Source organism: Bacillaceae bacterium S4-13-56 (genome assembly GCA_040191315.1).
In the GTDB taxonomy this organism is placed as follows: Bacteria; Bacillota; Bacilli; order Bacillales; family JAWJLM01; genus JAWJLM01.
Genome location: JAWJLM010000183.1, coordinates 1 through 608, shown reverse-complemented (window position 1 = coordinate 608; position 608 = coordinate 1). Strand labels below are relative to the sequence as shown.

Here is a 608-nt window from a genome sequence, read left to right as displayed (position 1 = left end):
TCGCAAAAGGCAAACTTATTGAAAAATAAGGACGCAAAGCCACGGACCTAAAGTCATTCTAAAAATGACTATGGTGGCCGGGTTGCCGAAGTATAGTAGGTCTATGCTTTTCGGCATGGGCTTTTTTGTCGTCCGTAAGAAGGGATAGGTATTGGTGATTAGTAGCTTCATAGATCATGAGGACTTTTTTCATCATTTTCAACCCATTTATGATTTGAAAGAGGGTTATATTGTAGGGTATGAGGTACTACTTCGGTCAAAAAAATTTGCTAATCCAGAACTTGCTTTTAATAGCGCTATAAAAGAAAAAAAGCTCTATGAATTGGATTCGCGGTCCATTCATAAAGCTCTGAAAACCTACCATTCAGCAGGTTTTACAAGGAAAGAAGGGATATTGTTCGTAAATGTTTTTCCGTCAACATTATTGAATCCAAAATTCCCCTCCTTTATAACTATTATTATGAAGGAAAAGCTATTGACAAATCAAGACATAGTTTTTGAAATTAGTGAGAAAGAAACAAATTATGATTTGAATCATTTGAAAAAAGTATTAAAGCAACTAAAAAAAGTGGGGATTTCTTATGCCATTGATGATTATGGAATTAGCA

The 608-nt window shown here is 34.5% G+C and carries 1 protein-coding gene and 1 riboswitch; the gene reads left to right on the top strand.

Annotated features, from left to right (window positions below; all coding sequences use genetic code 11):
* A riboswitch (cyclic di-GMP riboswitch) is annotated at positions 1-90 on the top strand. This riboswitch is flagged as partial in the annotation.
* Between the two features lie 64 nt (positions 91-154).
* On the top strand, positions 155-608 hold a 454-nt coding region (locus RZN25_18560; protein ID MEQ6378789.1), incomplete at its 3' end, for an EAL domain-containing protein.